We start from the raw sequence: 23,708 nt of genomic DNA on the forward strand, positions 1-23,708 counted from the left end.
CAAGCCTTCGGAAGGGGCCACCCGACTCATCCGCTCAGCGTCGTGGCGTACGGCGTTCCCGGAGCCACCGCCGGGGCGTCGGCGTCGGCGGCCGGAATGCTCAGTTCGCAGACCACGCCCTCGGGCTCGAACCGTCGCTCGGCCTTTCCGCCCTGGGGCCTGAGCACCACCTCGAACAGCCGTGCGCCAAAGCCCTGCCGGGACGGCGGGGTCAGGGGCGGCCCGCCCCGCTCCACCCAATCGAGCCGCGCGCCGTCGCCCTCGACGGACCACCGCACCGCGATGCGGCCCTGCGGCGCCGCCAGCGCGCCGTACTTCACCGCGTTGGTGGCCAGTTCGTGGAACAGCAACGCCAGGCCGGCCGCCACTTCGGCGGAAATCCGGAACGGCGGGCCGGCGATGTCGAAACGTTCGCGGTCGAACGGCGCCAGCGCCAGCGCGACGACCCGATGCAGGTCGGGCGCCCCGCCTTCATCCTGCACGACGAGATCCTGCGCCCGCAGAAGCGCTTCCAGGCGGGCGTTGATGACCGTTTCGGCCTCGGCAGGAGAGGCGGCGTTTCGCGCGCTCTGGCGGACGATGGCCATGATCACGAACAGCGCGTTGCGATTGCGGTGGGCCAGTTCGCCGACCAGCGTCCGGAGCTGCGCCTGAGCCTCTCCCAGACGCGCCTCGCTGAGCCGGAGCTTCCGGACGCTGTCGGCCATGCCGGCGGCGACGGCGACGACCAGCGCGCCGGCCGTCCAGAAGCCGAGATGAACCGCCAGCGTGTCGGCCGACACCGGCAGCAGGAAGAGCGCCGCGCCGGCTCCACCGACGACCAGGCAGGCGCTCCCGCCGACATATCCGCCGAGGATGGCCGCCAGCAGCAGGGCCGGGAACATGGGCAGGAACGGGACGTTTCCACCCAGCAGGGTGTCGGCGACCACACGGATGCCGACCGCGACACCGCCGAACACAGCGCCCAGCGCGATGGACCGCCACGGTGGGGGCGCCCTTTCGGGCAACCAGGCTCGCCAAGCCACATGCATCTCCCTGCAGGCATCAAGGCCCGTGACGGGCTTCGGCGCAACCTCAAGTTTGCGGGAGGCTCCCCACACGCGACGTCTTAGCCCTCCGCGCGCACCGTGGCCGTCGGCAAGACGACGCAACGAACGCCGGGCCCCCGTCGCAAGTCCGGTCGATCCTCCCGAGGTCAGCCGGCCTTGGCGAAGTAGATCTCGGCGGGCCCGGGGAAGCGCCGGTTGCGCACGTCGTCCGCATAGGCGGCGATCGACTGGGCGATCTGGCCGCGGATGTCGCCATAGCGGCGCACGAACTTGGGCGTCCAGTCGAACAGACCCAGCATGTCGTCGGTGACCAGGATCTGGCCGTCGCAGCCGGCCGAGGCCCCGATGCCGATGGTGGGAACCTCGATCGTCTCGGTGATCTCGCGGGCCAGGCCCTCGGCCACGCCCTCCACCACCACGGCGAAGGCGCCCGCCTCGGCCGCCGCACGGGCGTCCTCCAGGATGCGCACCCGCTCCTGATTGGTCTTGCCCTTCGCCCGGAAGCCGCCGTCCACCATGATCGCCTGGGGCCTGAGGCCCACATGGCCCATCACTGGAATCCCGCGCTTGACCAGATACTCGATGTTCTCGGCCACGGCGGGACCCGCCTCGACCTTCACGGCCGAGCAGCCGGTCTCCTTCATGATGCGCGTGGCGTTGGCGTAGGCGGTTTCGGCCGAGCCCTCGTACGAGCCGAAGGGCATGTCGACCACCACCATCGCCCGCCGGGCGCCGCGCATCACCGCCTGGCCGTGCAGGATCATCATCTCCATGGTGACGCCGACGGTGTTGGGGAGGCCGTGGACCACCATGCCCACACTGTCGCCGACCAGCAGCAGGTCGCAGTGCTCGTCCAGCAGTTCGGCCATCGGCGCCGTGTAGGCCGTCAGGCAGACGATGGGCGTCTGCCCCTTGCGCGCGGCGATGTCCGGCGCCGTCAGGCGCCGCACGGCCTGTTCACGATGACTCGACACTCTAGATCTCCTCGATCACCCGCGAGACGGCGAAACCCAGCGTCACCACCGCCAGGCCGACCGCAATCCAGACGCCATAGCCTCCGGAGAGCGCCGACACCATGTCGGAAGCCGGTGTGACGCGCGCAAGGCCCTGTCCCAGCACACGGGCCGAGTGCTCGGCGGTCTCCATGCGGTCGAAGAGATTGGACAGGACGAGTTGGCTGGCGCCGACCACCCCGCCGGCCAGACCCGCAGCCCCGATGAGCCAGCGGCGCAGGTTCCAGCCGCGGTCGAGCCGGCGTTCGATGCGCTCGGCGAACCCACGCGCGTCGGGCAGTTCGGGCGCGTCGGCGAAGAGCCGCTCCAGCCGGCGTTCGAATTCGAGATCAGCCATTGCCCCGCTTCCCTTCCACCGCAGCGCCATCCGCCTGTTCCGGAGGCGGCGCCAGTCGCGTTCGGAGCTTCTCCAGACCACGTTTGACATGGGATTTGACCGTTCCGAGCGGCAGGTTCAAGGCGTCCGCCGCCTCGGCGTGGGACAGGCCCGCGCCGTAACACATCGACACGCACATCCTCTCGGGCCGGGACAGCGCCTTCAGCGCCTCGTCCAGGTCGAGGCGGCGCTCGGTGTCGCCGCCGGCGCCCGCTGCGGCCCCGCCCTCGGCCTCGTCGCGCGCCTCCTCGGCCACATAGCCCGCCAACCGCTTCTCCCGTTGCAGACGCCGCAGATACTGGCGCGCCGCGATCCGCTTGACCCATCCCGCGAAGGTCCCCTCCCCGCGGAATTCGGCGATGCGCTCGAACGCGGCCAGCAGCGCATCCTGGGCCACGTCGTCGGCTTCGGCGCCCTGCGCGCCCATGCGGCGCAGCAGATGGCGGATGGCCGAGCCATGCCGGCGCGCAAGCTCTCCGAAGGCGCGCCGTTCGCCGGCCGCGGCGCGGGCGCAGAGCTCCACGTCGTGCAGACTGGCGAGTATGGCGTGGCCGGCCCCCGGCATGGGCGAACTCTCCCTCTCCCGCGCCGGCTCAGGACGACTTCGACTTGCCGAGGACGCCCAGCAGGATGAACGCCAGGCCGATGAAGATGGGGAACGCCGAGACGCCCAGCATCGGGTAGAGGGCGTCGGCCTCCTCGAAGCTGACGGCCACCCCGAAGCAGGCCAGGCCGACACCGATGCCCAGCCAGATGATGCCCGTGCGCAGGTCGCGCTGGGGCGACGGCGGCAGGCCCTTCGAGCCGGTATCGGTCTGAAGCGCGTCGATCAGTTCGGGCGGCAGCGGCTCGCCCCGTTCGAGCGCCACGCGAAGGGTGTCCGCCACCTTCTGGCGCTCGATGCTCTTGAAGTAGCGCGGCACGATCACCAGCGCGGCGATCATCGCGAACAGCGCCAGGGGGACCAGGATTTCCATCGGAGTTTCTCCATCTCCAACTCGTCGTCGGCGGGCCGTTCTCGCCCGTCTCGTCAGCTAGAGCCTCGGCCGTAGGGCAACGGATGCAGCGCCGCGCATGAAACCTTGGTCATGTTCCGGCCGCGCCCGCCGAAGCCGCCCGGCTCAGAGACCCAGGGCGGCGTAGGTGTCGGGCTTGAAGCCCACCGTGAGACGGCCGTCCACCTCCAGCACCGGCCGCTTGATCATCGAGGGCTGGGCCAGCATCAGCCCGATCGCCTTGTCCCGATCGACGTCCTGGCGATCCGCCTCGGGCAGCTTCCGGAAGGTGGTCCCGGCCCGGTTCAGCAGGGTTTCCCACCCCACCGCGTCCGCCCAGCGTTCAAGGGTCGCGCGGTCGATCCCACTCTTCTTGTAGTCGTGGAACGTGTAGGCGACGCCGGCCTGGTCCAGCCAGGTCCAGGCCTTCTTCATCGTGTCGCAGTTCCTGATACCGTACAGCGTCGCAGCCAAAGCACCCTCTCCCCAAAAGCATTCTCGCCCCAAAAGCCCTCGCCCCAGAGCATTCTCTTCCATGCGCAAGATCGAACTGCCCAAGGCGACGCACGAGGCCCTGACGAAGGCCCTGTCACGCTACCTCAAGGACGAACTGGACCTGGAGGTGACGGGATTCGACGCCGTCTTCCTCACCGACTTCATCATCGGGACGATGGGGCCGCACGTCTACAACGAGGCGCTGGCCGACGCCCAGGCCCTGCTCGGGAAGAAGCTGGAAGAGCTGGGCGAGAGCATCCTGGCGCTGGAGCGCCCGACTTCGGAACGCCCCGCGCCGCTCAGCCGCTGAGCGGGAAACGGGCGGCCACCTCGTAACGCCCCTCGCCGTGGACGGCGTGGACCAGCACGAACTCCGTCACCCGCCAGTTCAGGGGCGGGACGACCTCGTCGGGAGCCTCACCGGGGTCGCGCAGCAGGGTCATGTGCGGTTCGAAACGGGGCTCCCGCCGGGGCGCCATCCCGAAGCGCACCAGAGCCTTGTGGATCGCGGAATAAAGGCCGTTCACCCCGATCACGCCCTCCTCGCCCCACAGGACCAGCGGCCGGCCCGTCGCGCCCGGCGTCCACGAGGCCAGCCGGTTGAACTCGACCGTGAACGGGCGGGCGGCCACAGACTTCGCGGCGTCCGCCGCCTTGTCGATCACCGGGCCCGGCGGTCTCTTGAAGGCGCCGACCCCGTTCAGCGACACGTGCAGGCGGGCGGCCGCCACGGGCTTCGCCTTCAGGCCGTGCCGTCGGCGCGCCGTCTCGGCGATCGCCAGCGCCGCCGCGGCCGCCCCGGACGGCGGCAGGAGCGCGAAGTAGAGGACATGCTTGCCGGCGACGAAGGACATGGCGGCAGCCTTGCGTTACGGCCTCCCGGCCAGGCCCGCCGGTCTAGCAGGCCTCAGGCCGCCGTCGGAAGCCCGCGACGCCGGCGCGGCGGCGGGCTACGCCTCGAGCGCCCGGATCATCTCCACCCGCGGCGCATGCCGGCCGCCGTCGAACGGAGCGGCCAGGAACGCGTCCACGATGTCCAGCGCCAGCCCCTCGCCCACCACCCGCGCGCCGATCGCCAGCATGTTGGCGTCGTTGTGCTGGCGGATCATCCGGGCCGAGAAGGCGTCGGAGCAGACGCCGCAGCGGACGCCCCTCACCTTGTTGGCCGCCATCATGATCCCCTGGCCGGTGCCGCACAGGATGACGCCGAACCGACAGTCGCCCGAGGCGACCCGCCGCGCCGCCGCCGCGCCATGCTCCGGATAGGGCGTGCTCTCCGGCGTCGTGGGCCCGATATCCACCACCGTCCACCCCTGGGCCGCAACATGGGCGGCGACCGCCTGCCGCAGCGCGATGGCGGTGTGGTCGCTGGACAGGACGATGCGGTTGCTGTCGGTCACGCGCCCTACTCCCACTCGATGGTGCCGGGGGGCTTGCTGGTCACGTCGTAGACGACGCGGTTCACGCCGCGCACCTCGTTGATGATCCGCGTGGCGCAGCGGCCCAGGACCTCCCACGGGAACTCGAAGAAGTCGGCGGTCATCCCGTCGGTCGAGGTCACGGCGCGCAGGGCCAGGACGTCCTCGTAGGTGCGCGCGTCACCCATCACGCCCACGGTCTTCACCGGCAGCAGCACGGCGAACGCCTGCCAGATCGAGTCGTAGAGGCCCGCCTTGCGGATCTCGTCGAGGTAGATCGCGTCCGCCGCCTGGAGCACGGCCACCTTCTCCCGCGTGATCTCGCCGGGGATGCGGATGGCCAGGCCCGGCCCGGGGAACGGATGGCGGCCCACGAAGGGCGGCGGCAGGCCCAGTTCGACGCCCAGCGCCCGCACCTCGTCCTTGAACAGCTCGCGCAGCGGCTCGACCAGCTTCAGCTTCATGTAGTCGGGCAGGCCGCCCACGTTGTGGTGGCTCTTGATCACCGCCGAGGGGCCGCCCCGCGCCGAGACGCTCTCGATCACGTCCGGATAGAGCGTGCCCTGGGCCAGGAAGGCCGCGCCCTCGATCTTGCCGGCCTCCTTGTCGAAGACGTCGATGAACAGCCGGCCGATGGTCTTGCGCTTGGTCTCGGGGTCGGTGACGCCCGCCAGCTCGCCCAGGAAAAGGTCTGATGCGTCAACGTGGACCAGCGGAATGTTGTAGTGGTCGCGGAACATGGTCACCACCTGCGTCGCCTCGTCCTTGCGCAGCAGGCCGGTGTCCACGAACACGCAGGTGAGCTGGTCCCCGATGGCCTCGTGGATCAGCACCGCGGCCACCGACGAATCCACCCCGCCCGACAGGCCGCAAATCACCTTGGCGTCGCCCACCTGTTCGCGGATCTTCGCCACCTGCTCCTGGCGGTACGACGCCATCGTCCAGTCGCCCGTCAGGCCCGCGATCCGGTGGGTGAAGTTGCGCAGGATCAGCGCGCCGCGCGGGGTGTGCGCCACCTCTGGGTGGAACTGGATGCCGTAGAAGCGCCGGCCCTCGTCGGCGATCACCGCGAACGGCGAGCCCTCCGACACGGCCACGGTCTCGAAGCCGGGCGGCAGGGACGTCACCTTGTCGCCGTGGCTCATCCAGACGGTCTCACGGTGCCCGGCGCCGCCCAGGCCCTCAAGCAGCGGGCTCTCGCGCACGATCTCGATCTCGGCGCGGCCGAACTCGCGCGTCGTGCCCGGCTCGACCTTGCCGCCCAGCTCGGCGCACAGGGTCTGCTCGCCGTAGCAGATGCCCAGCACCGGGACCCCGGCGTCGAACAGCGCCCGGGACGCCGCCGGGCTCTCGGCCTCGTGCACGCTGGCCGGCCCGCCCGAGAGGATGATCGCCCGGGGCCGCAGGGCCGCCAGCGCCGCCTCGGCCTTGTCGTAGGGATGGATCTCGCAATAGACGCCGCTCTCGCGCACCCGCCGCGCGATGAGCTGGGTCACCTGGCTCCCGAAATCGACGATCAGGACGCGCTCATGATGGGCTTTGGCGTGGTGGGCGTCTGTCATGGCGTTCCGTTCGTCGGGGTCGTTCGCGCGTCGGCGCTGTTTGGAACCATATAAAACACAGAAAAAACGGGATGATACGCGGATATTCTTCGGAATTGAGCCCAGGTCCGTTCGGTGTTTTCTGTGTGTTCCGTGGTTTGAATAGGGGGCGCCTGCGGCGCGCAGGGAAGACCGATGGCAAGGCTCATCCCGCCTTCTCCAGCACCGCGACGTAGAAGCCGTCGGTGTCCGAGGTCCGGGGGGTGAGGCGCAGGTCGCCGGCGGGGGTGAGGAACGGCGTCACGGCGGGGTCGGCCGTCGCCGGTCGGCGCACGAAGCCCGGCGCACGGGCCAGGAACGCTTCGACGCGGTCCTCGTCCTCATCGGGCAGCACCGAACAGGTGACATAGACGATCCGGCCGCCCGGCTTGACGAAGGTCGCGCCGGCGTCCAGCACCGCATCCTGATCGGCCTGCCGCTTCGCCAGGGCCTCGGGCGTCAGCCGCCACTTGGTGTCGGGATGGCGCCGCCACGAACCGGTCCCCGTGCAGGGGGCGTCGATGAAGACCACGTCCATCCGCCCCTCCAGGCCCTTCAGCGGGTCCTTGTTGAGCGGCGTCCGGACCTGGAGGCTGCGCACCCCGGCCCGCTCGCCGCGCCGCACCGTGTCGGCCAGCCGCCGCGCGTCGGAGTCGTAGGCGTAGATCTGCCCGGTGTTGGCCATCGCCGCCGCCAGGGCCAGGGTCTTGCCGCCGCCGCCGGCGCAGAGGTCCAGCACCTGGGCGCCCTTCACCTCGCCGGCGGCCAGGGCGGCGATCTGGCTGCCCAGGTCCTGCACCTCGAACCAGCCCTTGCCGAACTGCGGGATCGCCTCGACCGCGCCCGAGCGCGCCGCCGCGTCCGGCGCGGGAATGCGCACCGCGTTGGGCGCGAGCCCGGGAACGACCGGATCGAAGGGCCCCAGCGCCTTCAGCGCCCGCGCCGGATCGGTCTTCAGCGTATTGACCCGCAGGTCCACCGGCGCCCGTTCGGCCAGCGCCGCCCCCTCCTGGGCCCGCGCGTCGCCGAACGCCCGCGCCATCGCCGCGTCCAGCCAGTCGGGATAATCGCCGCGCACCGAGGCCGGCGCCTCGTCCAGGTCGCGCGACGACTCCAGCGCGGCCCGTTCGTCGTCGGTGAGAGGTCCCGGCCCGTGCGGCGCCTCGTCCGCCGCCTCGGCCACCCGTTCCACGGGCCAACCCCAGGTGAAGCGAAGCGCCGCCAGCGCCGCGGCGCGCGAGCCGTCCCGCCCCATCCGCCAGCCCAGCGAGCGGCGGCGGCGCAACACGTCCAGCACCAGACCCGAGACCCAGGCCCGGTCCTTGGCGCCGGCATAGCGCGCCGCGTCGCCCCAGGCCTTCAGGGCGAGGCGCACGGGCCGACGCCGCGTCTCGATCTCGTCCAGGACCTCTATGGCCGCGGCCAACCGCCCGCCGTCACGCATCGAACTACCTGACGAGCGCGAAGAGCAGCATCGCCAGCCCGATCATGGATACGAACCAGACCAGCGTCCGCGCGAGCGGAACGCCCGAGGCGTACAGCGGGGCGTAGAGCGCCCGTCCCGCCACATAGAGGCCGGCGCCCCACACCGTCAGGTCTCCGCCCAGCCGCCCGGCGGCCGCGCAGCCCAGGACCGCCGCGGCGAAGAAGGGGAAGGTCTCGGCGAAGTTCCAGAACGCCCGGTGCAGGCGCGCCGCCACGCCGGTGATCGGCATGGGCGTGTCGCGCGGGCCCGCCGCCCACTTCAGGTCCTGCTGCCGGCGCGCCGCGGCGGCCGCCCACAGGAGCTGGACCAGCCCCAGGATCGCCGCCACCCCCAGGAGCTTCAGCTCCACCGCCACCTCGCCGCCCATGACCGTCTCCCCTCTCGCTCCGACCTAGCCGGCGCTCGGATAGTTGGGCGCCTCACGGGTGATCATCACGTCGTGGACATGGCTTTCGCGCAGGCCCGCATTGGTGATGCGGATGAACCGCGCCCGCTCTCGGAACTCGGCCAGGCTTGCGCCGCCCACATAGCCCATCGCCGCGCGCAGCCCCCCCACCATCTGGTGCAGGATCGGGCCGATCGGCCCCTTGTAGGGCACCTGGCCCTCGATGCCCTCGGGCACCAGCTTGAGCGCGTCCTTCACGTCCTTCTGGAAGTAGCGGTCGGCCGAGCCCTGGCCCATGGCGCCCAGCGAGCCCATCCCGCGATAGGCCTTGTAGGACCGCCCCTGGTACAGGAACACCTCGCCCGGCGCCTCGTCGACGCCGGCGAACACCGAGCCCATCATCGCCACCGAGGCGCCCATGGCCAGCGCCTTGGCCAGGTCGCCAGAATACTTGATCCCGCCGTCGGCCACGACCGGCACGTCGGTGCCCGCCGCCGCGCGCACGGCGTCGGCGATGGCGGTGAGCTGGGGCACGCCCACGCCGGCCACGATGCGCGTCGTGCAGATCGAGCCCGGCCCGATCCCCACCTTCACCGCATCGGCGCCCGCGTCGATCAGGGCCCGCGCGCCGTCGTAGGTGGCGACGTTGCCGGCCACCACCTGCACCCGGTTGCTCTCGCGCTTCACCCGGGCGACCGCCTTGGCCACCTCGGCGTTGTGGCCGTGGGCGGTGTCGATCACCACCACGTCCACGCCGGCCTCCACCAGCGCCATCGAGCGCTCGTAGCCCGCGTCCCCCACCGTCGAGGCGGCGGCCACCAGCAGGCGGCCCTGGGCGTCCTTGGCCGCATTCGGGTGCGCCTGGGACTTCTCCATGTCCTTGACGGTGATGAGCCCGACGGCGTGGCTGTCCTCGTCCACGACGATCAGCCGCTCGATCTTGTGCCGGCGCAGCAGGTCGCGCGCCTCGGCCTGGGTGACGCCCTCGCGGACCGTCACGAGCCCTTCCTTGGTCATCAGCGCCTTGGCCGGGATGTCGTCGCGCGCCTCGAACCGCATGTCGCGGTTGGTGAGGATGCCGCACAGCCGGCCGGCGCCGTCGACCACGGGGAAACCCGAGATCTTCCGCCGGGCCATGATCTGGCGGACCTCGCCCAGCGTGGTGTCGGGATGGATGGTCAGCGGGTTGATGACCATGCCGCTCTCGTACCGCTTCACCTCGCGGACATGGTCGGCCTGCTCGTCCACCGTAAGGTTCCGGTGCACCACGCCAATGCCGCCGGCCTGGGCCATGGCGATGGCCAGACGGCTCTCGGTGACCGTGTCCATGGCGGCGGACACGAGCGGTATGTTCAGACTGATTTCGCGCGTGAACCGGGTGGAGACGTCCACCTGCGTGGGCATCACGTCGGACGCCCCGGGTTCGAGCAAAACATCGTCGAAGGTGAGCCCTTCGCGAATCTCCATGAGACTCTCCGTTTTGCGGGACGCGTATAGGGGCGCCGCGGCGTCGGGAGCAAGGGGCCTGAGGGGCGCGTTCATGCGATTGCGGTCTCCTGTGCTGGACGGCCGCGCCGGGCGAGGCCGAAGGTCATGGCGAACATCACGAGGCAGAGGGCCGAGGTCATGAGCACCGCCCCCGTGGGCGAACGCTCCAGGGCCAGGGCGAAGACGGTGGGGCCGAAGACCTGCGCGATCAGCGCCGGCCGGCCGAGGATCGCCGAGCGGTACGCATAGTCGCGGTCGCCGTAGAGGCTGAGGGGCAGGACGCCCTTGGCCACCGCCAGCATCCCGTTCCCGGCGCCCTGCCCCAGCGCCAGGGCGGCTCCACCCGCCTGGCCGCCGGCGGCCAGGAGGCCCAGGACGCCAGCCGGGTGCATCAGCGTCGCCGCACGGGTCGTCGCCACCGGGTTCAGCCGGCGCAGCACCGTGAACTCCAGGAACCGCACGCTGACGGCCGCCACCCCCACCAGACCCGCGGCCGCCGCGGCCTGGGTGATCGTCAGGCCGAAGTGCGCCAGCAACCGCGGCAGGTGGGCGCTCATGCAGGTCGAGACGAACCAGGCGCAGGCGAAGAGGACAGCGAGCTGGATCATCGTGCGATCCCAGCGCACGGCGCCCGTCGCCGCGTCGTGTCGGGGACCGCCGCGCGTGCGCGGACAGAGCCAGGCGGAGAGCGGCAGGCAGAAGAGCAGTTGGACGCCCGCCCAGGCGAAACAGGCGCCGCGCCAGCCGAACGCCTCGGCGAACCCGGCGGTCAGCGGCCAGCCCAGGGTCGAGCCCAGCCCGCCGATCAGGGCCACGCCGGTGATCGGGCGGCGCGCGGCCTCGCCATAGAGCTGGACCAGGATGGCGAAGGGCGTGGGCGACAGGCCCAGCGCCTGGCCGGCGCCGACCACCGCCATCGCGACCGCCAGCCCCACGCCGTCCCCCGCGACCCCGGTCAGGGCCAGGCCGGCGGCCAGGACGACATGAGAGGACAACAGCACCGGCTTCCCGCCCCGCGCGTCGATGTGCCGGGCCACGCGGGGCGCCACCAGCGCCGGGACGGCCAGCGACAGCGAGACGGTGGCGAAGACGAACGCCGTGCTGACGGAAAGGTCGCGGGCCACCGCGTCGCCCAGGACGCCCATGAGGTAGAAGCTGCATGCGAAGGCCACGACCTGGCCCAGGCCAAGGCCGGCCACCACCGCGGCGGGATGCCGGCGCTGCGCTTCGCCCTCGCTCATTCCGCGCCGTCGCCGTGCGCGAAGACTATGAAATCGCCATAGGTGGGCTTCTCCGCGACCGCTCCCGCCGCCAGATCGGCGTCCAGCCGGGCGAAGCCTTCGACCAGTTCCGCCTCGGAAAGGTGCTCGAACACCGACACCGCACGCAACTTCAGCCGCGCGACCGCAGCGGCCATGTCGCCCTCGAACGGCAGCTCCATCTGGATGGAGGCCATCGTTCGGAAGCCCGCCGCCTCGAACAGCGCCCGGGCCTCGGCCTCGCTGGGGAACATGGCGCGCTCCACCTCCCAGCTGCCGGGGAAGTAGCCCCGCCACCAGTGATCGGGAATCCGGTCGCGGAAGGTGCTGCGCAGGATCAGCCGGCCACCGGGCTTCAGGACACGGGCGATCTCTCGCGCCGCGGCCGGTTTGTCCTGCACATGGTGATAGGACAGGAACATCAGCACGAAGTCGGCCTGAGCATCGGCCAGCGGGATCGCCTCGGCGCGGCCGGCCACGTAGGCGACGCTGTCGTGCCGGCTGCCCGCCTCGGCCGCCCGGCGCATCCCGTCCGCCGGCTCGACGCCGTGGATCGGACCGCCGAAAGCCTCGGCGAGCGCCGGCGTGAACCGCCCGGTCCCCGAGCCCAGATCGACGCCGGTCAGCGGCCGCCGCGCAGGCAGGTGTTCGGCGAAGACGGCCATGTAGCGGGCGATCGCGTCGGCCGGCAGGGCGCGGCCCTGGGCGTAGTGCGGATGCTGGACCTTGTCGTAGTCCACCCGGGCGAGAGGCTGACGGGGCGTGGGGTCTTCCATGACGAGCCTATGCCCGGATTGCCCGCGCGAGGAAATCGACTTATCTGACATCTGATGTTCCAAAATCTCACATCCGGAACACTGCCGTCCCTCAACGCCCTGCGCGCCTTCGAAGCCGTGGCGCGCACCGGCCGGGTGACGCTGGCCGCCGAGGAGCTGTCCGTCACCCACTCCGCCGTCAGCCGTCAGGTGAAGGCGCTTGAGGCCGCCCTGGGCGTGAAGCTGTTCTCCGGCCCGAAGAACCGGCTGGAGCTCACCGACGCCGGCCGGGAGCTGATGGCGCCGCTCACCGAAGCCTTCGACCAGATCGCGGGCGCCGTGCGGCGCGTCCGCACCGGCGCCGAGGACCTGCACATCGCCGTCAACGCCAGCCTGTCGGTGAAATGGCTGATCCCGCGCCTGGGCGGCTTCCAGGCGGCCCATCCCGAGGTGCGCCTCCACCTCTCGGAGCTCGCCGCCCACGCCACGGCCCACCGCGGCGCCCAGGCGGTCGTGCGCATCGTGCCCCTGGCCCGCGCCACGGCGCCGGACTGCACGCCCTTCATCCGCAACGCCCTGGGCGCGGTCATGTCGCCCGAGATGGCGGCGCGATGCGGGAACGATCCCCTGCGCGCGCCACGCCTGGCCGCCGCCACCCATCCCGAGGCCTGGCCGGTCTTCGCCGAGCACGCGGGGGTCGAACTGCCCCCCGCCGCCGAGCGGGCGTTCCCCCACGTCCACTTCGCGCAGGACGCGGCCCTGGCCGGCCTGGGCGCAGCCGTCGTCTCCTGGCCCCTGTGCATCGGCGAGGTGCAGTCGGGCCGGCTCGTCGCCCCGCTCGGCTTCCTGGCGTCGGGCAGCGCCTTCGCCATGCTGACGGCGCCCGGCGCCGAAGGCCGCGCCCTGAGCCGCTTCCGCGACTGGCTCGTCGCCGAAGGGATGAAGACGCCTCCGCCGCCCGGCCCCGCCCTTCGCGCCTGACGCCTTCCTACCCGACGCCTTCCTGCCTACCCTGTCGCCAGGCAGCACGACGGGAGGACTTGCAATGGACGGATGGGACGGTCGGGGCCTGGTCTCGACGGCATGGCTCCAGGCGCACCTGGACGACCCGGACCTGCGGATCTTCGACGCGACGGTCCACCTGCGCCCGGCGACGCCCGGCCCCTATCGCGTCGAGAGCGGCCGCGCCGACTACGAGGCCGCCCACATCCCCGGCGCCGCCTTCCTCGACCTCGCGGCCGACCTCTCGGACACGGCCTCGCCGCTCACCTTCACCCACCTGCCGGCGGCCTCCCTGGCCGAGGCGCTGGGCGCCGCGGGCGTCGGCGCAGACTCCCGTGTCGTCATCTACAGCAGCACGACGCCCATGTGGGCCACGCGCCTGTGGTGGATGCTGCGCGCCGCGGGCTTCGACGCCGCGGCGGTGCTGGACGGCGGCCTCGTCGCCTGGACGGCCGAAGGACGGCCCACGGAATCGGGAACGCGCCGCTATCCGCCCACGAAGCTCGCGCTCGCCGACCGCGCGGACGCCTGGGCCGGCAAGGCCGAGGTCCTGGCCGCCATCGGCGACGGCGGAGTCTGCACGATCAACGCCCTTCCGCCCGGCGTCCACAGCGGCGAATCCGGGACGAACTACGGCCGCCCCGGCCACATCAAGGGCAGCGTCAACGTGCCCTACGCCGGCCTGCTGGATGAGGCCGGCCGGTACCGGCCCGACGCCGAGCTGCGTGGCCTGTTCGAGGCGGCGGGCGCGCTCCAGCGACCCCGCGTCATCTGCTACTGCGGCGGCGGCATCTCGGCCACGATGGACGCGCTGGCCCTCGTCCGCCTGGGGCATCCCGCCGTGGCCGTCTATGACGGCTCCATGTCGGAATGGGTGCGCGATCCCGACCTGCCGATGGAGACCGGCGCCTGAAGCCCGTCCTCACCGTCCCCTGAAGCCGGTGGCGACGAAGAAGACTTCCGACGAATCCTGTCGGCTGGCCTTGGGCTTGATGTTCCGGACCTCCCGGAAATGACGCTTCAGGCGCGCCATGAGGTCGTCGGCGCCGCCCCCCTGGAACGCCTTGGCCACGAACGCGCCCCCCGGATTGAGCACCTCGACGCCGAAGTCGATCGCCGACTCGATGAGGCCCATGATGCGCAGGTGATCGGTCTCGCGATGGCCGATCGTGTTGGGCGCCATGTCCGACATGACGAGGTCGGGCGGTCCGCCCAGGCGCGCGATCAGTTCGGGCGCGCAGGCCGGATCGGTGAAGTCCATCTGCAGGATCTGGGCGGGCGGCAGCGGGTCGACCGGCAGCAGGTCCACGCCCACGATGTCGGTGACCCCGCGCTCGATGGCCACCTGGGTCCACCCGCCCGGCGCAAGGCCCAGGTCCACCACCCGCGCGCCCTTGCGGAAGAAGTGGAAGCGGTCGTCGATCTCGCTGATCTTGAACGCCGCCCGGCTGCGATAGCCCATGTTGCGGGCCTTGGCCGCGAAGGGGTCGTTGATCTGGCGCTCCAGCCAGGCCTGCTGGCTCTTGGTGCGCTCCTTGGCGGTCTTCAGGCGCGCGGGCTTTCCGCGACCGCCTTCCTGCCCGCCGCTGGGCGGGCGCACCATGCGCTTGCGGGGAGGCTCGGTCATGCGGCGTCCGCGGCGGGCGCGCGCCCGCCGCCCTTCCCCCGCCGGCGCCTGCGGCGCTTGCGCGCGCTGCGGTCGGACATGAGCGACAGCAGGATGCCCTCGCGCAGGCCCCGGTCGGCCACGCGGACCCGGTCGCACGGCCACAACTCCTGAACCGCCTGAAGGATCGCCGCTCCGGCCAGCACCAGGTCGGCGCGGTCGGGGCCGATGCACGGCTGCGCCGCCCGCTCGGCGGCGCTCAGGCCCAGAAGCCGCCCCGCCGCGGCATCGCAATCGCGCCGTGTCATCCAGATGCCGTCCACGCGGTTGCGATCATAGCGCGGCAGGTCGAGGTGCAGCCCGGCCAGGCTTGTGATGGCCCCCGACGTCCCCACCAGATGCGCCCGGCCGGCCTCGAACACCGGACGCATGGGATCGGCCCGGCGGAAGGCGGCGATCTCGTCCTTCACATGCTCCACCATCTGCCGGAACCAGCCTTCGGTGGCGACCTCGCCCTCGGGGAACCGCTCGGCCAGGGTCACGACGCCGATCGGCGCCGACATCCAGGCCCGCACCGGCGGCGAACCCACGGGCGGTGCGGCCTTGAGGTCCACCCAGGACAGCTCGGTGGACCCGCCGCCGACGTCGACCACCAGAGCGGCCTCATGATTTCCATCCAGGAGATTGAGGCAGCCGGCCACCGACAGCCGCGCCTCCTCCTGCGGCGTGATGACCTGGAGGCGCACGCCCGCCTCGTCGGCCACGCGATCGACGAAGGCCTGGCCGTTGTCGGCGATCCGGCAGGCCTGGGTGGCGATGGCGCGGAACTTCGCCACCCGGCGGCGGCGCACCTTCTCGCCGGCCACCTTCAGCGCCGCGACCGCGCGGTCCATCGCCGCCTCCGACAACCGACCGCTCTGGGTCAGGCCCTCGCCCAGCCGCACGATACGCGAATAGGCCTCGACCACCCGGAAACCATGAGGCGCCGGCGTGGCGATCAGCAACCGGCAGTTGTTCGTCCCGAGATCCAGCGCCGCATAGCACGCCGGCTCGCCCGCCGGCCTCTCCCGGCCGTCCGATCCTTCCCGGCCGCGGCTCGCCGGCGCGGGCGCGCGCAGCGCCTCCCCCATGGACCTCACCCGTCCTACGCAGATGCAGGCCCCGGCGGGGCGCGCCTCATTTCGAGGCGACTGTAGCAAGGACGCCGCGCCCCCGGAAGACGACGGTTGAATGACGGTCAGCCGGCATTACGTTCACCTTCCAGTCAGCACGGGGGGCTTAGATTCGCGGTCATGAGCACGCGACTCGCCAAATTCACCATCGGCCAAGTCGTCCGCCACCGCGTCTATCCGTTCCGGGGCGTGATCTTCGACGTCGATCCGATCTTCTCGAACACCGAGGAGTACTGGCTCTCGATCCCGGAGCACATCCGGCCGCACAAGGACCAGCCGTTCTACCATCTGCTGGCCGAAAACGACGAGGCGGCGTACGTCGCCTATGTCTCGGAGCAGAACCTCGAGGTGGACGAAACCGGCCAGCCGGTGGGCCATCCCCAGGCCTCGCTGATCTTCGACGCCTTCGACGAGGGCCACTACAAGCTTCGCCCCGGCATCGGCCACTGACTCCCCCGCCAAGGCGGCCGATCGGCGCATGATTTTTCCGGCGAAAAGCCGGATTCACGGTCATTTCGAACGGAACTTGCGCCAGCTTGAGGCCATTCTCGGCGCATGGCCGTCACGACCGACATCGCGCCGCCCGCTGGCGCCCGCGCCGACTGGACGATCGACCAGCACTGGGAGCGCTACGCCCCGGCCGAGCACGAGGTGTGGGTCACGCTGTACGAGCGTCAGGCCGCGCTCCTGCCCGGCCGCGCCTGCGATCCCTTCCTTCGGGGCCTGGACGCGCTGGACCTGCACCGCGCCGGCATCCCCGACTTCGCGCGCATCAGCGAGGAGCTGCGCCGCCTGACCGGGTGGAGCGTCGTGGCCGTGCCGGGCCTCGTGCCCGACGACGTCTTCTTCGACCACCTGGCCAACCGGCGCTTCCCGGCCGGACAGTTCATCCGCCGGCCCGACCAGCTCGACTACCTCCAGGAGCCCGACGTCTTCCACGACGTCTTCGGCCATGTGCCGATGCTCACCGACCCCACCTTCGCCGACTACATGCAGGCCTATGGCGAGGGCGGCCTCCGCGCGCTGGGCCGCGGCCAGCTCCACCAGCTCGCCCGGCTCTACTGGTACACGGTGGAGTTCGGCCTGATGCAGACGCCGGCCGGCCTGCGCATCTACGGCGCCGGCATCGTCTCCAGCCGCGCCGAATCCGTCTTCGCCCTCGACGATCCCTCGCCCAACCGCCTGGGCTTCGACCTCGAGCGGGTGATGCGCACCCCCTACCGGATCGACGACTTCCAGCAGGTGTATTTCGTCATCCCGTCGCTGCGGACCCTCCTCGACGCGACCCTCCAGGACTTCGGCGGTCTCTACGCCCGCCTGGCCGGAGCCGAGGACGTCCCCATCGACGCCGTCCTGCCCGCCGACCACGTCGTGACGCACGGAACCCAGGCCTACGCCGGCGCCCGGCCACTCACCGGGCGATAGCGCCAGGCCCTCGATCATCGGGTCCTCGACCGTCGGGCCCGCCGCAGCGGAGTCCGACGACGGGAGGTCACTTCTTCTGGCCGGCCAGATAGTCCAGCGCCGTGAGGACCTGGGCCCGAACGCCGACCTCCATCGCGCCCTCGTCGGCCACGTGGAAGAACGGCGAGTGGTTGACGCCCTTCGGGAAGCCGATGCCGAGGTTGTAGAACAGGCCCGGGATCTGCTGCTGGTAGTAGGAGAAATCCTCGGCGCCGGTGATGAAGTCGATGTCGTCCTTGACCTTGCCGCGCGCGGCGCGGTCCAGCGACGGCTTCATCCTCGCGGAAAGGGCGGGGTCGTTGGTGGTGACCGGGTTGGGCGTGCCCCAGTTGATTTTTCCCGTGCCGCCGTAGCGGGCCGAGATGCTCTCCACCGCCTTCTCGGCGCGGGCCATGACGTCCTTGCGCAGCGCCGGGTCGAACGTGCGCAGGGTGCCGGCCAGCTCGAAGTCGTCGGGGATGATGTTGTAGCGGACCCCGCCGTGGACCGTGGCCACCGTCAGGATGGTGGGCGTGCGGGTGACGTTGATCTGGCGGGCGGCGATCTGGTTGAAGGCCAGGACGATCTCGGCCTGCATCGAGGCGATGTCGATCCCGGCCCAGGGGTTCGCGCCGTGGGTCTGCTTGCCGGTGAGCGTGACGGTGTAGCGGTCGGACGCGGCCATCATCGGGCCCGGCCGCCAGGCCAGGGCCCCCGGTTCGCCCGGCACCACGTGCAGGCCGAAGATCGCCGAAGGCCTGGGGTTGGCGAACACCCCTTCCTTGAGCATGAGCGGCGCCCCGCCCTCCTCGCCGACGGGCGGCCCCTCCTCGGCCGGCTGGAAGACGAAGACCACCGTGCCCGGTATCTGGTCGCGCATGCCGGCCAGGACCTCGGCCGCGCCCATGAGGATGGCCACGTGGGCGTCGTGGCCGCAGGCGTGCATGACGTTCACGGTCTGGCCGTTGTAGGTCGCCGTCGCTTTCGAGGCGAACGGCAGGCCGGTCTGCTCCGCCACCGGCAGGCCGTCCATGTCGGCGCGCAGGGCCACGACGCCGCCGGGCCGGCCGCCCTTCAGAACGCCGACCACGCCGGTCTTGGCGACGCCGGTGCGCACCTCGATCCCCAGGCTGCGCAGATGGTCGGCGACCAGCGCGGCGGTGCGCACCTCCTGGTTGCCCAGCTCGGGATGCTGATGGATGTCGCGCCGCCAGGCGACGACCTTGGGCTGGACCTTGGCGGCGGCGGCGAAGACCGCGCGATCGAAGGCCTGGGCCGCGGCCGGGGCGCCCGCCCCCAGGCCGGCGCCGAGGGCCAGAACCGCCGCCAGCGCCGCACCGGTCAAACGAAGTCGCGTCATGGAACTCCCCCTCAAGGTCTGATGATACGGCCGCCCGTCATCGGTCGAGCGACGCCCGTCGTGGCCGGGAACGAGATCGGCAGGCCGCGCAAGCTGCGGACGGCCAGCAGGGCGATGGCTTCGGCCTCGATCGCGTCGCCGCGCCAGCCCGCTTCCTCGGCCGCGACCACGGGGGCTCCGGCGCACTCCGCCAGGGCGGCCATGATCTGGGGGTTGTGGCGACCTCCGCCGGTGACGATCACCTGGGACGGCTTCACCGGGCTGCGCTCCAGGCCCAGTCGGACGGTCTCGGCGGTGAACGCCACCAGCGTCGCCGCGGCGTCCTCGATCTGGAGGGCGTCGAGAGGCCCCATGTCGAAGTCGTGGCGGTCCAGCGACTTCGGCGGCGGCGCGTCGAAATAGGGGTGGGCCAGCAGGGTGCGCAGCACCGTCTCGTCCACCCGGCCCACGCTGGCGTACTTGCCCTCGGCGTCGTAGCGGCCCGCCCGGCGGGCCTGCATGAGCAGGTCGATCATCCCGTTGCCGGGGCCGGTGTCGAAGGCCGACAGTTCGCCCGGCCCGGTCCAGAGGGTGAGATTGGCGACGCCGCCCACATTGAGCACAGCCAGCGGCGGGGCCAGCCCGGACTCGCGGGCGCGCGCCTGATGGTAGACAGGAGCCAGGGGCGCGCCCTGTCCGCCGGCCGCGACGTCGGCGCTGCGGAAATCGAACGCCACCGGCCGCCCGCACAGGCGCGCCAGGACCGCAGCGTCGCCCAACTGGACCGTACGCCCCGGCCGGTCGCCGTCCGGGCGCTCGTGCAGCACCGTCTGGCCGTGCATGCCGATCAGGTCGAAGTCGGGCCACGACAGGCCGTGAACCTGGAGGAAGGCCTCGGCGGCGGCGAAATGCTCCTCGGCGACCATCTGGGCGGCGTGGTGGAAGATTGGGGGCTCCGACGCGCCGCGGGGCCATTCCCGCGCCTGGCGCGTCGCTTCCAGAAGCACGTCGCGCACGGCGTCGGTCAGCTTGCGCTCGCCGGCCGGGCCGAAGGCGAGGATCTTCTCGCCGTCGGTGTCGAGCACCGCCATGTCGACGGCGTCGAGCGAGGTTCCCGTCATGAATCCGAGCACGAGCATGGCCGCCTTGACTGCCATGTCCGTCGCCGGGTAGCTAGCCGGCATGATCGACCGCCGCCCCACCACCGGCCGCTATTACCGCCTGCCCCTCTAGCAGGCGACCGATCCCACGCGCCTGCCCTTCCCGGCCGGCGCCTCGACGAACCTTCCAGAGCGCCGGCCTCCATCGCCAGAGGAGTCCGTCCGTGAACCCCGCCATGTCCCTCGAAATCACCGCCGCCCCCGTGCTAGAGCGCGCCCGTCCAACACCAGAGACCCCGCCGCAGATGCCCGACGACGCCTTCCAGTCCGAGTTCCTCAAGACGTTGCAGGCGCGCGGCTACATCAACCAGGCGACCCATCCCGAGGAACTGGACGGCCTGGCCGCCAAGGGGCCGATCGTGGCCTACATCGGCTTCGACGCCACGGCGGCCAGCCTGCACGTGGGCCACCTGTTCTCGATCATGACGCTGCGCCGGCTCCAGCAGACCGGGCACAAGCCCATCGTGCTGATGGGCGGCGGGACGACCAAGGTGGGCGACCCCACCGACAAGGAGGGCCAGCGGCCGCTGCTCACCGACGAGCAGATCCAGGCCAACATCGCCTCGATCAAGACGGTGTTCTCCCGGTTCCTGACCTTCGGCGATGGGCCGACCGACGCGGTGATGGTCAACAACGCCGACTGGCTGGAACAGTTCGGCTACGTCCAGTTCCTGCGCGACTACGGCGTCCACTTCACCATCAACCGGATGCTGGCGTTCGACAGCGTGAAGCTGCGGCTGGAACGCGAGCAGCCGATGACGTTCCTCGAGTTCAACTACATGCTGATGCAGTCGGTGGATTTCCTGGAGCTGTCGCGCCGCCACGGCTGCGTGCTGCAGATGGGCGGCTCGGACCAGTGGGGCAACATCGTCAACGGGGTGGAGCTGATCCGCCGCGTGGATGGCAAGCCGGCGTTCGGCCTGACCACGCCGCTGCTGGCGACCGCCTCGGGCCAGAAGATGGGCAAGACCCTGGGCGGCGCCGTGTGGCTGAACGCCGACCTGCGCAGCCCCTACGACTACTGGCAGTTCTGGCGGAACACCGAGGACGCCGACGTGGGCCGCTTCATGCGCCTGTTCACTGACCTGCCGCTGGACGAGATCGCCCGGCTGGAAGCCCTGCCGGGGGCCGGGATCAACGAGGCCAAGAAGGTGCTGGCGAACGAGGCCACGCGCCTGCTGCACGGCGCCGAGGCGGCGGCGACGGCCGAAGCGGCCGCCACGGCGGCGTTCGAACAGGGCCGGCTGTCGGACGACCTGCCGACCCACGAGGTCGACCGGGGTGTTCTGGACGCCGGCGTGGCCTTGGCCGCCCTCGCCGTCGAGGCCGGCCTCGCGGCGTCCAAGGGCGAGGCGCGCCGCCTGGCCAAGGGCGGCGGCCTGCGCCTGAACGACAGGGCCGAGACCGACGGCGACCGCCTGGTGACCGACGCCGACATCGTCGACGGCGTGGTGAAGCTGGGCGCGGGCAAGAAGAAGATCGTGCTGGTCAAGCCTGTGTGAAACGTCCCGCTCCCAGGCGGGGCGGGACAGGAGATTTGAGATGACCCAACTCGCCGATGGCGCCGAGGCGCCGGACTTCGACCTGGAGACGCCCGACGGCCGGGTGAAGCTGGCGGACTTCGCCGGCCGGACACTGGTGCTCTATTTCTATCCCAAGGACGACACCTCGGGCTGCACCCGGGAAGCGCAGGACTTCACGGCCCTGGCGGACGACTTCGCCGCTGCGGGGGTGACGGTGGTGGGCGTCTCCAAGGACAGCGTGGCCTCGCACCGCAAGTTCGCGACCAAGCACGGACTGGGCGTGGTGCTGGCTTCCGACCCCGGAGGGACGGTGGTCGAGCGCTACGGGTCCTGGGTGGAGAAGAGCCTCTACGGTCGCAAGTACATGGGCATCGACCGCTCGACCTTCCTGATCCGGGACGGCCGGATCGTGAAGTCCTGGCGCAAGGTGAAGGTGCCGAACCACGCCGCCCAGGTGCTGGCGGCGGCCCGGGCGGCATGAGGCGCCTGTCGGTTTTCCGACGTTTGTTTGACCGAACGGGTTGCCTGTCGGAAAAAAGTCGTCGCATATCGCGGCGGTCCAGGGGCGCGGGGACTTCAGCGTACGCATGCAACGACTGACTCAGCTCAGCCGCTCGCTCGTAGAGCTATTTCCGGAACGCCATCTCTATGTGCGTTCCGGCGGGGCCATGAAGGCCTTCGTTCTGACGACCCGAAAGCAGCTCGTCCTGGCCGGCGGCGTGGCCGTGGGCGCCCTGTGGCTGGGCGTCAGCACGGCGGCGCTGTTCGTCAACCTGATGTCGGCCTCGGCGGCGGATCGCGAGATCGCGCGGCTCAAGGCCCAGTCGGAACGCTATGTCGCCGACCGGCAGGCGCGGCTGGACAGCGCGATGGCGCGGTTGAACGCCGCCACCGGCTCGAACGGCGACATGGCCGCCGCGATCGAGAAGCGGCACGCCGCGCTGGCCCTGCTGCTCACCGACATCAAGGGCGCGCCGGGCGCCGCAGAGGCCCTGACGCCCGCCATCAACCGCGCCCTGGCCAACCAGGACGCCAGCCCCCTGCGCCGCGTGGAGCATGTGCGCATCGGCCAGGAACAGCTTCTGGAAGCCGCCGACTCCTTCGCCAAGGACCGCGCCGACCGGCTGCGGCTGGCCTTCCGCATGGCGGGCCTCTCGCCCTCGTCGTTCGTGGACCGCAGCGGGGCCCTGGGCGGGCCGCTGATCGAGTCCCGCGACCCGCGCGCGCTGGCCGCGGTGCTGGACGTGGACGAGGACTTCGCCGTGCGCATCCAGCGCGCCGCGCGCGAACTGCGGGAAGCCGAGTCCCTGGGCGAGGCGGTGGACGACCTGCCGCTGGGCGTCCCGACCCGCGCCGCACGCCAGACCAGCGGCTTCGGCGTCCGCCTCGACCCCTTCACCCGCCGGCCGGCGTATCATTCGGGTCTGGACTTCGCCGGCGGCCACGCGACCCCCATCCATGCCACCGGGCCGGGCGTGGTCTCATACGTCGGCCGCCGGTCCGGCTACGGGAACGTGGTCGAGATCGACCACGGACGCGGGCTGAAGACCCGCTACGCCCACCTCTCGGGCTTCGCCGTGCGGCCGGGACAACGGGTGGCCGTGGGCCAGCGGATCGCGGCGATGGGCTCCACCGGCCGCTCGACCGGCACGCACCTGCACTATGAGGTCTGGGTCAACGGCCGCGCCCAGAATCCCGGCCGTTTCCTGAAGGCGGGACAGTATGTTCAGCAGGGCGACTAAGGCCACCGCCGCAGAACCATCCCACCCGCGGAAACTCGCCTCCGCGCCGCCGGTCGCCGCTTCGCTGGTCGCCGAGGGCGTCCGCATCGCCGGCAACCTGGAGACGTCCGGCGACGTCCATCTGGACGGCGCCGTCGAGGGCGACGTCCGCGTGGGCATGCTGGTCATCGGAGAGGCGGGCAGCGTCAACGGCGCCATCCACGCAGACGCCATCGAGGTGCGCGGCCGGGTCACCGGCGTGATCTGCGCCCGACGGGTCAAGCTGTGGGCCACCGCCCACGTGGACGGCGACATCAGCCACACCGAACTGGCCATCGAGGCCGGCGCCCACTTCGAGGGCCGCAGCCTGGCCCTGGTGCCACCACAGACCCCCGCTCTGGAAGCGCCCACTCCCCTCAACGTGGCGGCGGAATAGTCCCGCC

At 71.4% G+C, this 23,708-nt stretch carries 27 protein-coding genes; 9 read left to right on the forward strand and 18 right to left on the reverse strand.

Annotated elements, in window-relative coordinates:
• Positions 1-26 precede the first annotated feature (26 nt).
• The 6 genes from WG212_RS11620 to WG212_RS11645 all read right to left on the reverse strand — a co-directional run bounded on the left by WG212_RS11620 (position 27) and on the right by WG212_RS11645 (position 3,907).
• Positions 27-1,007: a sensor histidine kinase gene (locus tag WG212_RS11620; RefSeq protein WP_337187260.1), complete on the reverse strand. Its 981-nt coding sequence runs from the start codon at positions 1,005-1,007 to the stop codon at positions 27-29.
• Between the two features lie 188 nt (positions 1,008-1,195).
• Entirely contained in the window at positions 1,196-2,023 is an 828-nt protein-coding gene (gene panB / locus WG212_RS11625) for a 3-methyl-2-oxobutanoate hydroxymethyltransferase (RefSeq protein ID WP_337187261.1), read from the reverse strand.
• 1 nt (position 2,024) lies between these two features.
• A complete protein-coding gene (locus WG212_RS11630; protein ID WP_293379116.1) occupies positions 2,025-2,399 on the reverse strand; it encodes a hypothetical protein in 375 nt (124 codons plus the stop codon).
• Positions 2,392-3,003, reverse strand: coding sequence for a sigma-70 family RNA polymerase sigma factor (locus WG212_RS11635; RefSeq protein WP_337187262.1), 612 nt, complete (start codon positions 3,001-3,003; stop codon positions 2,392-2,394). The genes WG212_RS11630 and WG212_RS11635 overlap by 8 nt, the downstream gene beginning before the upstream one ends.
• Positions 3,004-3,031: 28 nt before the next feature.
• A complete protein-coding gene (locus WG212_RS11640) occupies positions 3,032-3,415 on the reverse strand; it encodes a DUF6249 domain-containing protein (protein WP_337187263.1) in 384 nt (127 codons plus the stop codon).
• Positions 3,416-3,559: 144 nt separating this feature from the next.
• A complete protein-coding gene (locus WG212_RS11645) occupies positions 3,560-3,907 on the reverse strand; it encodes an ArsC family reductase (protein WP_337187264.1) in 348 nt (115 codons plus the stop codon).
• 61 nt (positions 3,908-3,968) lie between these two features.
• Between WG212_RS11645 and WG212_RS11650 the strand changes: the two genes are divergently transcribed.
• The gene (locus WG212_RS11650; protein ID WP_337187265.1) at positions 3,969-4,238 is read left to right on the forward strand and encodes a DUF2164 domain-containing protein; all 270 of its coding nucleotides are present in this window, start codon (positions 3,969-3,971) and stop codon (positions 4,236-4,238) included.
• Here the strand turns inward: WG212_RS11650 and WG212_RS11655 are convergent.
• From WG212_RS11655 to WG212_RS11690, 8 genes are all read right to left on the reverse strand, one after another.
• The gene (locus tag WG212_RS11655; protein ID WP_337187266.1) at positions 4,228-4,782 is read right to left on the reverse strand and encodes a 2'-5' RNA ligase family protein; all 555 of its coding nucleotides are present in this window, start codon (positions 4,780-4,782) and stop codon (positions 4,228-4,230) included. The genes WG212_RS11650 and WG212_RS11655 overlap by 11 nt on opposite strands.
• A gap of 96 nt (positions 4,783-4,878) precedes the next feature.
• The gene (gene rpiB, locus WG212_RS11660) at positions 4,879-5,328 is read right to left on the reverse strand and encodes a ribose 5-phosphate isomerase B (protein WP_337187267.1); all 450 of its coding nucleotides are present in this window, start codon (positions 5,326-5,328) and stop codon (positions 4,879-4,881) included.
• Between the two features lie 5 nt (positions 5,329-5,333).
• A complete protein-coding gene (guaA, locus tag WG212_RS11665; protein ID WP_337187268.1) occupies positions 5,334-6,908 on the reverse strand; it encodes a glutamine-hydrolyzing GMP synthase in 1,575 nt (524 codons plus the stop codon).
• Positions 6,909-7,092: 184 nt separating this feature from the next.
• Positions 7,093-8,370, reverse strand: coding sequence for an RsmB/NOP family class I SAM-dependent RNA methyltransferase (locus WG212_RS11670; RefSeq protein ID WP_337187269.1), 1,278 nt, complete (start codon positions 8,368-8,370; stop codon positions 7,093-7,095).
• Between the two features lie 4 nt (positions 8,371-8,374).
• A complete protein-coding gene (locus WG212_RS11675; protein ID WP_337187270.1) occupies positions 8,375-8,779 on the reverse strand; it encodes an MAPEG family protein in 405 nt (134 codons plus the stop codon).
• 24 nt (positions 8,780-8,803) lie between these two features.
• On the reverse strand, positions 8,804-10,264 hold the full coding sequence (gene guaB, locus WG212_RS11680) for an IMP dehydrogenase (protein WP_337187271.1): 1,461 nt from the start codon (positions 10,262-10,264) through the stop codon (positions 8,804-8,806).
• Positions 10,265-10,335: 71 nt separating this feature from the next.
• Positions 10,336-11,526 (reverse strand): MFS transporter, encoded by a 1,191-nt coding sequence (locus WG212_RS11685; protein ID WP_337187272.1) that lies wholly within the window; start codon positions 11,524-11,526, stop codon positions 10,336-10,338.
• Positions 11,523-12,320: a class I SAM-dependent methyltransferase gene (locus WG212_RS11690; RefSeq protein ID WP_337187273.1), complete on the reverse strand. Its 798-nt coding sequence runs from the start codon at positions 12,318-12,320 to the stop codon at positions 11,523-11,525. Before WG212_RS11690 ends, WG212_RS11685 begins: the two co-directional genes overlap by 4 nt.
• Positions 12,321-12,374: 54 nt before the next feature.
• On the opposite strand from WG212_RS11690, the gene WG212_RS11695 reads away from it, so the two are divergent.
• Both WG212_RS11695 and WG212_RS11700 read left to right on the forward strand, forming a co-directional pair.
• Positions 12,375-13,280 carry a LysR family transcriptional regulator gene (locus tag WG212_RS11695; protein WP_337187274.1) on the forward strand — a complete coding sequence of 302 codons (906 nt, stop codon included), beginning with the start codon at positions 12,375-12,377 and terminating at the stop codon, positions 13,278-13,280.
• Between the two features lie 64 nt (positions 13,281-13,344).
• Positions 13,345-14,214, forward strand: coding sequence for a sulfurtransferase (locus WG212_RS11700; RefSeq protein ID WP_337187275.1), 870 nt, complete (start codon positions 13,345-13,347; stop codon positions 14,212-14,214).
• A 9-nt stretch (positions 14,215-14,223) separates the two neighbouring features.
• On the opposite strand, the gene WG212_RS11705 is transcribed toward WG212_RS11700, so the two are convergent.
• Both WG212_RS11705 and WG212_RS11710 read right to left on the reverse strand, forming a co-directional pair.
• Positions 14,224-14,928 carry an RlmE family RNA methyltransferase gene (locus WG212_RS11705; RefSeq protein WP_337187276.1) on the reverse strand — a complete coding sequence of 235 codons (705 nt, stop codon included), beginning with the start codon at positions 14,926-14,928 and terminating at the stop codon, positions 14,224-14,226.
• The gene (locus WG212_RS11710) at positions 14,925-16,037 is read right to left on the reverse strand and encodes a Ppx/GppA phosphatase family protein (protein ID WP_337187277.1); all 1,113 of its coding nucleotides are present in this window, start codon (positions 16,035-16,037) and stop codon (positions 14,925-14,927) included. The genes WG212_RS11705 and WG212_RS11710 overlap by 4 nt, the downstream gene beginning before the upstream one ends.
• Positions 16,038-16,199: 162 nt before the next feature.
• Here WG212_RS11710 and hspQ point away from each other — a divergent pair, with 162 nt between their 5' ends.
• Positions 16,200-16,529 (forward strand): heat shock protein HspQ, encoded by a 330-nt coding sequence (hspQ, locus tag WG212_RS11715; protein ID WP_337187278.1) that lies wholly within the window; start codon positions 16,200-16,202, stop codon positions 16,527-16,529.
• Positions 16,530-16,634: 105 nt separating this feature from the next.
• Positions 16,635-17,504 (forward strand): phenylalanine 4-monooxygenase, encoded by an 870-nt coding sequence (phhA, locus tag WG212_RS11720; protein WP_337187279.1) that lies wholly within the window; start codon positions 16,635-16,637, stop codon positions 17,502-17,504.
• 67 nt (positions 17,505-17,571) lie between these two features.
• Here the strand turns inward: phhA and WG212_RS11725 are convergent, their stop codons facing one another.
• Complete coding sequence (locus tag WG212_RS11725; RefSeq protein ID WP_337187280.1) at positions 17,572-18,882, reverse strand: amidohydrolase; 1,311 nt, start codon at positions 18,880-18,882, stop codon at positions 17,572-17,574.
• 11 nt (positions 18,883-18,893) lie between these two features.
• Positions 18,894-20,018, reverse strand: coding sequence for an anhydro-N-acetylmuramic acid kinase (locus WG212_RS11730; RefSeq protein WP_337187281.1), 1,125 nt, complete (start codon positions 20,016-20,018; stop codon positions 18,894-18,896).
• 248 nt (positions 20,019-20,266) lie between these two features.
• Here WG212_RS11730 and tyrS point away from each other — a divergent pair, with 248 nt between their 5' ends.
• The 4 genes from tyrS (at position 20,267) to WG212_RS11750 (ending at position 23,701) form a co-directional block, all read left to right on the forward strand.
• Entirely contained in the window at positions 20,267-21,523 is a 1,257-nt protein-coding gene (tyrS, locus tag WG212_RS11735) for a tyrosine--tRNA ligase (protein ID WP_337187282.1), read from the forward strand.
• Positions 21,524-21,563: 40 nt separating this feature from the next.
• A complete protein-coding gene (locus tag WG212_RS11740; protein WP_337187283.1) occupies positions 21,564-22,025 on the forward strand; it encodes a peroxiredoxin in 462 nt (153 codons plus the stop codon).
• A gap of 106 nt (positions 22,026-22,131) precedes the next feature.
• Positions 22,132-23,286 carry a M23 family metallopeptidase gene (locus WG212_RS11745; protein ID WP_337187284.1) on the forward strand — a complete coding sequence of 385 codons (1,155 nt, stop codon included), beginning with the start codon at positions 22,132-22,134 and terminating at the stop codon, positions 23,284-23,286.
• Positions 23,267-23,701 carry a polymer-forming cytoskeletal protein gene (locus WG212_RS11750; protein WP_337187285.1) on the forward strand — a complete coding sequence of 145 codons (435 nt, stop codon included), beginning with the start codon at positions 23,267-23,269 and terminating at the stop codon, positions 23,699-23,701. The genes WG212_RS11745 and WG212_RS11750 overlap by 20 nt, the downstream gene beginning before the upstream one ends.
• Positions 23,702-23,708: the final 7 nt, after the last annotated feature.

It is taken from the genome of Phenylobacterium sp., assembly GCF_037189685.1.
Classification (GTDB): Bacteria; Pseudomonadota; Alphaproteobacteria; order Caulobacterales; family Caulobacteraceae; genus Phenylobacterium.

Excerpts from the sequence above, each read along its gene's own strand:
- WG212_RS11630 (WP_293379116.1), bottom strand. The coding sequence starts at position 2,399 with ATGGCTGATCTCGAATTCGAACGCCGGCTGGAGCGGCTCTTCGCCGAC.
- WG212_RS11635 (WP_337187262.1), bottom strand. The coding sequence starts at position 3,003 with ATGCCGGGGGCCGGCCACGCCATACTCGCCAGTCTGCACGACGTGGAG.
- WG212_RS11640 (WP_337187263.1), bottom strand. The coding sequence starts at position 3,415 with ATGGAAATCCTGGTCCCCCTGGCGCTGTTCGCGATGATCGCCGCGCTG.
- WG212_RS11650 (WP_337187265.1), top strand. The coding sequence starts at position 3,969 with ATGCGCAAGATCGAACTGCCCAAGGCGACGCACGAGGCCCTGACGAAG.
- WG212_RS11655 (WP_337187266.1), bottom strand. The coding sequence starts at position 4,782 with ATGTCCTTCGTCGCCGGCAAGCATGTCCTCTACTTCGCGCTCCTGCCG.
- guaA (WP_337187268.1), bottom strand. The coding sequence starts at position 6,908 with ATGACAGACGCCCACCACGCCAAAGCCCATCATGAGCGCGTCCTGATC.
- WG212_RS11670 (WP_337187269.1), bottom strand. The coding sequence starts at position 8,370 with ATGCGTGACGGCGGGCGGTTGGCCGCGGCCATAGAGGTCCTGGACGAG.
- WG212_RS11675 (WP_337187270.1), bottom strand. The coding sequence starts at position 8,779 with ATGGGCGGCGAGGTGGCGGTGGAGCTGAAGCTCCTGGGGGTGGCGGCG.
- guaB (WP_337187271.1), bottom strand. The coding sequence starts at position 10,264 with ATGGAGATTCGCGAAGGGCTCACCTTCGACGATGTTTTGCTCGAACCC.
- WG212_RS11685 (WP_337187272.1), bottom strand. The coding sequence starts at position 11,526 with ATGAGCGAGGGCGAAGCGCAGCGCCGGCATCCCGCCGCGGTGGTGGCC.
- WG212_RS11690 (WP_337187273.1), bottom strand. The coding sequence starts at position 12,320 with ATGGAAGACCCCACGCCCCGTCAGCCTCTCGCCCGGGTGGACTACGAC.
- WG212_RS11695 (WP_337187274.1), top strand. The coding sequence starts at position 12,375 with ATGTTCCAAAATCTCACATCCGGAACACTGCCGTCCCTCAACGCCCTG.
- WG212_RS11700 (WP_337187275.1), top strand. The coding sequence starts at position 13,345 with ATGGACGGATGGGACGGTCGGGGCCTGGTCTCGACGGCATGGCTCCAG.
- WG212_RS11705 (WP_337187276.1), bottom strand. The coding sequence starts at position 14,928 with ATGACCGAGCCTCCCCGCAAGCGCATGGTGCGCCCGCCCAGCGGCGGG.
- WG212_RS11710 (WP_337187277.1), bottom strand. The coding sequence starts at position 16,037 with ATGGGGGAGGCGCTGCGCGCGCCCGCGCCGGCGAGCCGCGGCCGGGAA.
- hspQ (WP_337187278.1), top strand. The coding sequence starts at position 16,200 with ATGAGCACGCGACTCGCCAAATTCACCATCGGCCAAGTCGTCCGCCAC.
- phhA (WP_337187279.1), top strand. The coding sequence starts at position 16,635 with ATGGCCGTCACGACCGACATCGCGCCGCCCGCTGGCGCCCGCGCCGAC.
- WG212_RS11725 (WP_337187280.1), bottom strand. The coding sequence starts at position 18,882 with ATGACGCGACTTCGTTTGACCGGTGCGGCGCTGGCGGCGGTTCTGGCC.
- WG212_RS11730 (WP_337187281.1), bottom strand. The coding sequence starts at position 20,018 with ATGGCAGTCAAGGCGGCCATGCTCGTGCTCGGATTCATGACGGGAACC.
- tyrS (WP_337187282.1), top strand. The coding sequence starts at position 20,267 with ATGCCCGACGACGCCTTCCAGTCCGAGTTCCTCAAGACGTTGCAGGCG.
- WG212_RS11740 (WP_337187283.1), top strand. The coding sequence starts at position 21,564 with ATGACCCAACTCGCCGATGGCGCCGAGGCGCCGGACTTCGACCTGGAG.
- WG212_RS11745 (WP_337187284.1), top strand. The coding sequence starts at position 22,132 with ATGCAACGACTGACTCAGCTCAGCCGCTCGCTCGTAGAGCTATTTCCG.
- WG212_RS11750 (WP_337187285.1), top strand. The coding sequence starts at position 23,267 with ATGTTCAGCAGGGCGACTAAGGCCACCGCCGCAGAACCATCCCACCCG.